The following is a 1,474-nucleotide window of genomic DNA, read 5'->3' as shown; positions in this document are numbered from 1 at the left end:
TTTATTTTATTGATTTTGGGATATAATTTCGGCAGAATTTTTTTTAAATTTATTTTATAAAATTCTTTTCAGAATCAAAAATAGTATTACATTTGCACCCGCTTAGAAATCGAGCGAAGTTCATTAAAAGGGTAGGCATAATTTTAGGAGAATTGTTTACATCGACATTAGTTTCTATTTATTTATATAGGAGTTAATAGAAGAAGTTCTATGATATTTTGAATTGACAGCACAACTTGGTAAAACAAGGTGTAAATTTTAGGCGTTAAGATAGATTAGCGCATGTTCCCTGAGAAGATTTTCTATTTATGGTTATAGTATATAAGATTATAACGATGAAGAGTTTGATCCTGGCTCAGGATGAACGCTAGCGGCAGGCCTAACACATGCAAGTCGAGGGGTAACAGGGTGCTTGCATCGCTGACGACCGGCGCACGGGTGCGTAACGCGTATACAATTTACCTTATACATAGGGATAGCCCAGAGAAATTTGGATTAATACCTTATAGTATTATAGATAGGCATCTATTTATAATTAAAGATTTATCGGTATAAGATGAGTATGCGTCCTATTAGTTAGATGGTAAGGTAACGGCTTACCATGGCGATGATAGGTAGGGGTCCTGAGAGGGAGGTCCCCCACACTGGTACTGAGACACGGACCAGACTCCTACGGGAGGCAGCAGTGAGGAATATTGGACAATGGGAGAGATCCTGATCCAGCCATGCCGCGTGCAGGAAGACTGCCCTATGGGTTGTAAACTGCTTTTATATAGGAAGAAAAAGGTGTACGTGTACATTATTGACGGTACTATATGAATAAGGATCGGCTAACTCCGTGCCAGCAGCCGCGGTAATACGGAGGATCCGAGCGTTATCCGGAATCATTGGGTTTAAAGGGTCCGTAGGCGGGACAATCAGTCAGTGGTGAAAGTTTGTGGCTCAACCATAAAATTGCCATTGATACTGTTGTTCTTGAGTTATTGTGAAGTGGTTAGAATGAGTAGTGTAGCGGTGAAATGCATAGATATTACTCAGAATACCGATTGCGAAGGCAGATCACTAACAATATACTGACGCTGATGGACGAAAGCGTAGGTAGCGAACAGGATTAGATACCCTGGTAGTCTACGCCGTAAACGATGGTTACTAGCTGTTCGGGTCAATTGTGATCTGAGTGGCTAAGCGAAAGTGATAAGTAACCCACCTGGGGAGTACGTTCGCAAGAATGAAACTCAAAGGAATTGACGGGGGCCCGCACAAGCGGTGGAGCATGTGGTTTAATTCGATGATACGCGAGGAACCTTACCAGGGCTTAAATGCAGTTCGACAGGCTTGGAAACAGGTTTTTCTTCGGACGGATTGCAAGGTGCTGCATGGTTGTCGTCAGCTCGTGCCGTGAGGTGTCAGGTTAAGTCCTATAACGAGCGCAACCCCTGTGGTTAGTTGCCAGCACATAATGGTGGGAACTCTA

At 42.9% G+C, this 1,474-nt stretch carries 1 rRNA gene; it reads left to right on the top strand.

From position 1 onward, the window contains the following. Positions 1 to 332: 332 nt before the first annotated feature. Positions 333 to 1,474 (top strand): 16S ribosomal RNA (locus IEV63_RS12890); the annotation flags it as partial.

The organism is Psychroflexus salis (assembly GCF_014640175.1).
Classification (GTDB): Bacteria; Bacteroidota; Bacteroidia; order Flavobacteriales; family Flavobacteriaceae; genus Psychroflexus; species Psychroflexus salis.
The sequence above is the reverse complement of the archived record's forward strand: the minus strand, read 5'-3'. Positions and strand labels throughout refer to the sequence as shown.